The sequence below is a fragment of the Candidatus Darwinibacter acetoxidans genome (genome assembly GCF_041936445.1).
Classification (GTDB): domain Bacteria; phylum Bacillota; class Limnochordia; order Darwinibacteriales; family Darwinibacteriaceae; genus DTU010.
The window spans coordinates 1-6,410 of the sequence record NZ_JBHGXH010000125.1 but is presented as its reverse complement, the minus strand read 5'-3'; the positions used below and the strand labels follow the sequence as shown (position 1 = coordinate 6,410).

5 protein-coding genes and 1 pseudogene are annotated in these 6,410 nt (G+C 57.5%); 2 read left to right on the top strand and 4 right to left on the bottom strand.

What is annotated here, in order from left to right:
- The 3 genes from ACE4YL_RS04405 to ACE4YL_RS04395 form a co-directional block, all read right to left on the bottom strand.
- Nucleotides 1-662 (bottom strand): SDR family NAD(P)-dependent oxidoreductase (locus ACE4YL_RS04405; RefSeq protein WP_461369296.1); only part of this gene is annotated, 662 nt, incomplete at its 3' end.
- A gap of 12 nt (nt 663-674) precedes the next feature.
- The gene (locus ACE4YL_RS04400) at nt 675-1,670 is read right to left on the bottom strand and encodes an aminomethyltransferase family protein (RefSeq protein ID WP_461369295.1); all 996 of its coding nucleotides are present in this window, start codon (nt 1,668-1,670) and stop codon (nt 675-677) included.
- Nucleotides 1,671-1,687: 17 nt separating this feature from the next.
- The gene (locus tag ACE4YL_RS04395; RefSeq protein WP_461369294.1) at nt 1,688-2,887 is read right to left on the bottom strand and encodes a hypothetical protein; all 1,200 of its coding nucleotides are present in this window, start codon (nt 2,885-2,887) and stop codon (nt 1,688-1,690) included.
- Nucleotides 2,888-3,132: 245 nt separating this feature from the next.
- Here ACE4YL_RS04395 and ACE4YL_RS04390 point away from each other — a divergent pair, with 245 nt between their 5' ends.
- Entirely contained in the window at nt 3,133-4,680 is a 1,548-nt protein-coding gene (locus ACE4YL_RS04390) for a PucR family transcriptional regulator (RefSeq protein ID WP_461369293.1), read from the top strand.
- Between the two features lie 59 nt (nt 4,681-4,739).
- Here ACE4YL_RS04390 and ACE4YL_RS04385 read toward each other — a convergent pair whose 3' ends face one another.
- The gene (locus ACE4YL_RS04385) at nt 4,740-4,955 is read right to left on the bottom strand and encodes a hypothetical protein (RefSeq protein ID WP_461369292.1); all 216 of its coding nucleotides are present in this window, start codon (nt 4,953-4,955) and stop codon (nt 4,740-4,742) included.
- A 349-nt stretch (nt 4,956-5,304) separates the two neighbouring features.
- Here ACE4YL_RS04385 and ACE4YL_RS04380 point away from each other — a divergent pair.
- A pseudogene (locus ACE4YL_RS04380) lies at nt 5,305-6,273 on the top strand (formate--tetrahydrofolate ligase); the annotation flags it as partial.
- Nucleotides 6,274-6,410 lie beyond the last annotated feature (137 nt).

The following is a 6,410-nucleotide window of genomic DNA, read 5'->3' as shown; positions in this document are numbered from 1 at the left end:
TGGGTCAAAAGGCTGCTGGTGCGTTCAAAGCCGAAGGGATCGGAGGGCGGCATGACAAGAGGAATGTCTGTCAGCACGCCACCGGGGGCGATGCCGTTTACACGGATGTGCTTCTCAAGATACATGAACGCGGTGTTCCGGGTGGCGGATACCAGCGCCGCCTTGGAGGCACAGTAGGCCATGCCCGCGGTCTGGTGCTCCGCGCCCACGGAGCAGACATTGATGATGTTGCCGATGGGATCGTCCTCGTCGTAATCCTCCCCGGCCTGGTCCATAAAGACCTTTACGGCCTTGCGCATGGCGTTGATGGGGCCGTAGGTGTTCACCCGGAAGAGCTTTTCCAGCATCTCGTCGGATACGTCGCCCACAGCGGTATTATCATCCATGATACCGGCGTTGTTCACAAGGATGTCCAGCCGCCCGAACTCGGCTATGGCCTTGTCGATCATGCCCACGGCTGTTTTGGGATCGCCGATGTCCCCGGCGAAGGGAACGACCCGGCCTGGTGCGTCCTTGAGAGACGCCGCCAGCGCCTCCAGCCGCTCCATGCGCCGCGCCACGGCGACGACGTTTGCGCCCTCCGCGGCAAAGCGCTCCACGATGGCCTGTCCTATACCGGCGGACGCGCCGGTGACGACCACAGATTTACCTTCCAGTCTCATTTTACATCCTCCTTAAAGCCAGGTTTTTTCGGTGATGATCGCCGGGGAATCGTTCTGGCCCACGGTGACCTTCTCGCCCACGACGGCCTTATCGGCGCGGATGACGGCAAAGCCGATATTCTTGTCTACGGTATAGCCGTAGGTAGCGGCACGGACGAAGCCCACGGGCACGCCGTAGGAATAGACGATCTCCCGCTGGCAGATATCCTCGTAGGACTCGGCGAGGTATTCGAGACCCACGAGCTTGTACTTCGGGCCTTCCTCCTTGGCCTTGAGCAGCGCCTCCTTGCCCACAAAGTCCTTTTCGAGGTTCACGGACCAGCCCAGACCGCACTCATAGGGCGTGAGCATGTACATATCCTGCCGCAGGGCAAAGCCCTTCTCCACCGGCAGGCTGCGAACATAGACCTCCAGGATCGTGAGCTCCGGGGCGTCGAACTTCGCCGCGGTCTCCCGGATGGCGGCCTCCACGGCGGCGGTGTCCTCCATGGCACAGTAGACCTCATAGCCCAGCTCGCCGGTAAAGCCGCTGCGATGGATCTTCACGGCGATATCCCCGATCTTATTATCGGCCACCTGGAAACGCTTTATATCATCTGCGGGCTCGGCCAGCATCGCGTTCAGGACCTTCAGAGAGTTGGGGCCCTGGACGGCGTACATATCGATGGCGGGGGTGATATCTTCATAGGTGACGTCATAGCCGCCCTTGTGGGCGTCCGCCCACTTGATGAAATGGGGGGCATACAGGGTGGAGACCCACCAGACGCCCTCAGCCATGTGCATGACGATGGTGTCGTCGATGATCTTGCCGTCTTCGTTCAGCATGGTGGTGTACTTCGTGCGGCCCACGGCGGCCTTGCCCACGGTATTCACGAACAACCAGTCCACGAATGCGTCCGCGTCCGGGCCGGTGACTTTTACGAGATCATGGGTCCAGCGGTACCAGCCGGCGTTTTCTCGGACAGCCTGATGCTGTGCCCGGGCCTTTGCGTCTTCTTTAAATAGCATTACGGCAGCCTCCTTCCTCAGATCATCCGCTTATCGACCTTGGGGCCGATGTGGATGTACAGTGTCTCCTCTTCCTTGCCGTCGAACCAGCAGGACCATTCCGGGCTCACCATAGTTTTGACGGCGTTGTGCCACAGGGCCTCATAGCCTGTGATGAGCTCGTCGATGGGCACCATGGGGAAGCGGCCCGTGAAGGTTTCGGTGTCCACCTTGATGACGACCTCGTCCTTCGTAAAGCGCTCCAGCTCGCAGGGGACGAGTTGTGTATCGATGACAGCCTTGATGTAGCCGCCCATGAGGCGCGGGTCGTTCTTTCCGATCTCGTGGGGAACGCCGAGCCACGCCCTCAGGCCCTCCACGGCGAAGGGCTCCATGAACAGGTTCTTGCCTGCGGTGGAGAACACGATCTTAAAGATCCGCTCGAACTCCTCGTCGGAGTCTGCCATGTCCCGGATGGCGATGAGGGGGAAGGCCACGCACCAGACCCAGCCCTTTTCCATGCACCAGCGGTAGGCCCACTCAAAGGTCTTCTCCTCGCCGAAGGCCTGGGAGTATACCCCGTTTCGGAGGATCTGGCCGTCGCGCACCATGCGCTCCCGGGGGGTGTCGTGGACGGGCTCCGCGGGCTGCTGCATATGATCGAGCCAGCCCTGCTTGGGCAAGTTGTAGACATCTCTCCGCTCCGCGACCACGCGGCAGTGCTTGTTCCCGCACCCGCGGGCCTCGCACATGTTCAGGGCGACCTCGTTCTCGCCGTTGGAGTTGAGGTCGAAGTTTGCGGTGAACATGGCGGTGGTCATGTTGCAGAGCTCCGCGCCCACGATGTCCCAGGGGCAGGTATCCAGCTCCTTTTCCACGCGGTCGTGGGTGAACTGGATGACGCGGCCGGCCATGTTCTGGTACTCGTCGCCGGAATCTCCGAAGATGGCGCCGAGCCACGCGTCCTTCTTGCAGAACTCGGGGATATTCCACTCATCGAAGAACTCGTGCATGTACTCGTCGCTGGAGGCGGACATGTTCATCATGTACGATATCTCGCAGATCGCGGCGGTGCGCTTTTCGAAGTCCGGTTCCAGGACGCGCATGACCTGGAAAAGGTTTGCGCAGAAAGCGGCGATCTGACGCACGGCGTACTTGTATGATTCCTTCTCGGGAATCAGCTTGCCCCATACGGTCTCCACGCATTTCTGGCTTGGCAGCTTGTCATTGAGTGGCATCTCTCATAACCTCCCTGTTGATTTGCTCAATAATAAATGGGTTGCTCAATCTCATTTTAATCGTGGGCAGGCGTGCTTGGGTAGTCTACAAAATCACGGTTTTTTCTCGCGGAAGCCCTACAAATTGTTGGTGTACAAATTGTATGTTCCGACAGGCGCGACGGTTGCAATTTTGTCGGGTGGTGCTAAAATGAAGCTGTGGCGATGGGATTCGTTTTGGAAGTTTTAATGGGGGAACGGAGCAGATGAAGCTGAGTGCAGATATCGTATTTGACGGTTTGTATGAGCGGTTTCCCATGGTGATGACAGGCCCCAAGGTGACGGAGCTCCGGCTGGAAAGGCCGATGTTTTTCGATGGCTCCGGTGATGAGTTCCTTGCCGATCGTCTGTATATCACCCGGACAGAGCGGCTGCCGCGGCGAGCCGTTATCCCCAGGGGCGTCGTGCTGATATGTTCTGGTGACGGAATACAGCTTTCCTATTATCGGGAGCAGTGCTGCGTCATACAGCTGAAGGATGATACGGATATCTTTACGCTGTTCAACGCGGTGCAGGAGCTGTATGACATGTTCGACACCTGGCGGGACAGACTTCAGGAGATCCTGGATCGAAATGCAGATGTGGAAGAGATGCTCGCGTGCAGCTGGCCGGTGTTCAAGACGCCGATGTTCCTGATCGATAAGAATTTCCGGTTTTTAGCTCGTGGAAGAGTTGAGGGAGAGAGAAACTCCACGCTGTGGACCACGTTTCGTGAGGAAAAGCTGAGCCCTTCGGAGCTCGGTAAATTCCTGGAGCTGCACGAGTTGGCGACCACCGAAAAGGAGCCGCTGATCCTGAATCTTCTGGACACGACGACCCTGAACGTCAACCTCTTTGACCGGGATACCTACATGGGCTGCCTCACGCTGGACTACAAGGACCGCACACATCGCCTGGGCGACATCGAACTTGCGAAGATCCTGGCCGACATGCTCACCCGCGCCATTTTGAAGTTGACCGCTTCCGAGCCGGCAGGGGATCATCTGCTCCGCGCCGTGCTGCAGGATGTGGTAGACGGGCTTCCGGCGGATTATGCACAGCGCCGGGCGCTGGAGCATGTCGTGGAAGGACGGGAATATGTCTGCGTCAAAATGGAGCTGAATAACCGTCTTGCCAAGCTCCCGGTGGGGTATATCTGCAGCGAAGTGGAGAGCCGTTTTCCGAACAGTGTGAGCTTCGAGCGCAAGGGCGCCGCCGTGTGCTTTATCGAAACGGCTTCTTTAACGGGCAAGAGCGGCGATCGCAGGGAAACGCTCAAGGCGGCCATGGAAGAATTTACCGAAACGATGGGTGTTCGAATCGGCGCGAGCGATGCCTTCCGTGATGTGTACAGCGCACGGCTGTATTACCATCAGGCCAGCGCGGCCCTGAAAAACGGGACGATTATTGATCCGGCGAAGAAATACTATCATTTTCAGGACTACGCGCTGACGGAGCTCATCATAAACTCTCTTGGCAAGATGCCGACGGAGCTGTTCTTCTCCGAGGGCATGCGCCGTCTTGCTGCCCACGATGCGGAGGCGCCTGTCAGCTATATAGACACGCTCCGGACATATCTGGATCAGAATATGAGTATGACCCGCACGTCGGCAGCGCTTTATATACACAGAAGTACGCTCTTGGAACGCATTGGGCGTATCGAGCGGAAACTGGATACGGATCTGAAGGATCCGGACGAACGCCTGCGGATACAGATCCTGCTGAAAGCCCTGCAGATCCAACAGCAGATCAATGAGCGCAAAAAATCGGAATAAATGCAAATGGAATGGGTCCGGCAGAAACTCTGCCGGACCCGTCATTTTTGTGTGTCAGTTTATTCGCCGAGGGCTTTGAGCGCGGCGTCGATCTCCTCCAGCTTTTCCGCAGAAATGCCGGCCTGGGGGAAGCTGCAGAGCTTGCGGAAGGTCAGGGCCTGCACAAGCTTCATCTGGGGATTGGTTTTGAAGCCGGGAGCATACTTTTCAATCAGCTCAGCGGCTGCCTCGTTCTTCATGAGTTCCTTCACCTTGGAATCAACAGACAGTGCCATATTCTTTTCCTCCTGTATTATGCGGTGGTGTGCCGCGGTTTCATATGAACACAGCTATGTCTGTGTTCTACGATTATTTTAGAACCGTGAATCGCGGGTGAAAAGCCTACAAATCGGTGGGAGGTTCGATCCTGTACCCGTACATTAAAACGGGGGTGGATCAGTGCTTGGCGCCATACAAAGAAACCCGGCTGATTTGTCGTTTGGGAAGAATCGGTCAAATGTCCGTACCGACAATTATGGCGGCTGCCTCAAAGAAAAAACCAACGATGCCGCGGCTTTTGCTTTTCCGTTCCCGGATATACACTGACATGGCAAAAGCACAACTAATATTAAAGGAGCCGACACTATGGGATTTAAAAGTGATATTGAGATTGCCCAGGCCTGCACTCCGAAGCACATCCGTGAGATCGCAGCTGTTGCGGGCGTCGACGAAAAGTACCTGGAGCAGTACGGAAATTATAAAGCGAAGGTGGATTACCAGCTTCTGCGGGATAAGGAGAACGAGCCGGACGGCAAGCTCATCCTGGTGACGGCTATCACCCCCACCCCGGCGGGCGAGGGCAAGACGACCACCTCCGTCGGCCTCACGGACGGTCTGCGGAAGATCGGCAAAAACGCCGTCGTGGCGCTGCGCGAGCCGAGCCTCGGCCCGGTCTTCGGCGTCAAGGGCGGCGCGGCCGGCGGTGGATACGCCCAGGTCATCCCCATGGAGGACATAAACCTCCACTTTACGGGCGACTTCCACGCCATCGGCGCGGCAAACAACCTGCTGGCCGCGATGCTGGATAATCACATCCAGCAGGGCAACACCCTGGGCATCGACGGTAAGCAGATCACCTGGAAGCGGGCCGTGGATATGAACGATCGGCAGCTCCGGAACATCGTGGACGGTCTGGGCGGAAAGATGCAGGGCGTGCCCCGGGAGGACGGGTTTGACATTACCGTAGCCAGCGAGGTCATGGCGGTGCTGTGCCTCGCCAGCGATATCAAAGATCTTAAGGCCCGGCTCGGCAGAATCATTGTGGCGTATACCTATGACGGCAAGCCCGTCACGGCCCACGACCTCAAGGCCGAGGGCGCGATGGCGGCGCTTTTGAAGGACGCGCTCAAGCCGAACCTCGTGCAGACGCTTGAGGGCACACCGGCGTTCATCCACGGCGGTCCGTTCGCCAACATCGCCCACGGCTGCAACTCCATCACCGCGACGCGCATGGCGCTGAAGCTGAGCGACTACACTGTGACGGAAGCGGGCTTTGCCGCCGATCTGGGCGCGGAGAAGTTTCTCGACATCAAGTGCCGCATGGCGGGACTGAAAAGATAGGAATTTGCTTTTGCCTGGAGCAATTATAGCAATTTTCTGTTATGGGTGTCAACCCAATATTTATCCATGCACTACCTTGGCTTGCATAATATGGCACAAGCTAAGGCTCAGGTTCCTTGTTTAGAACAAAC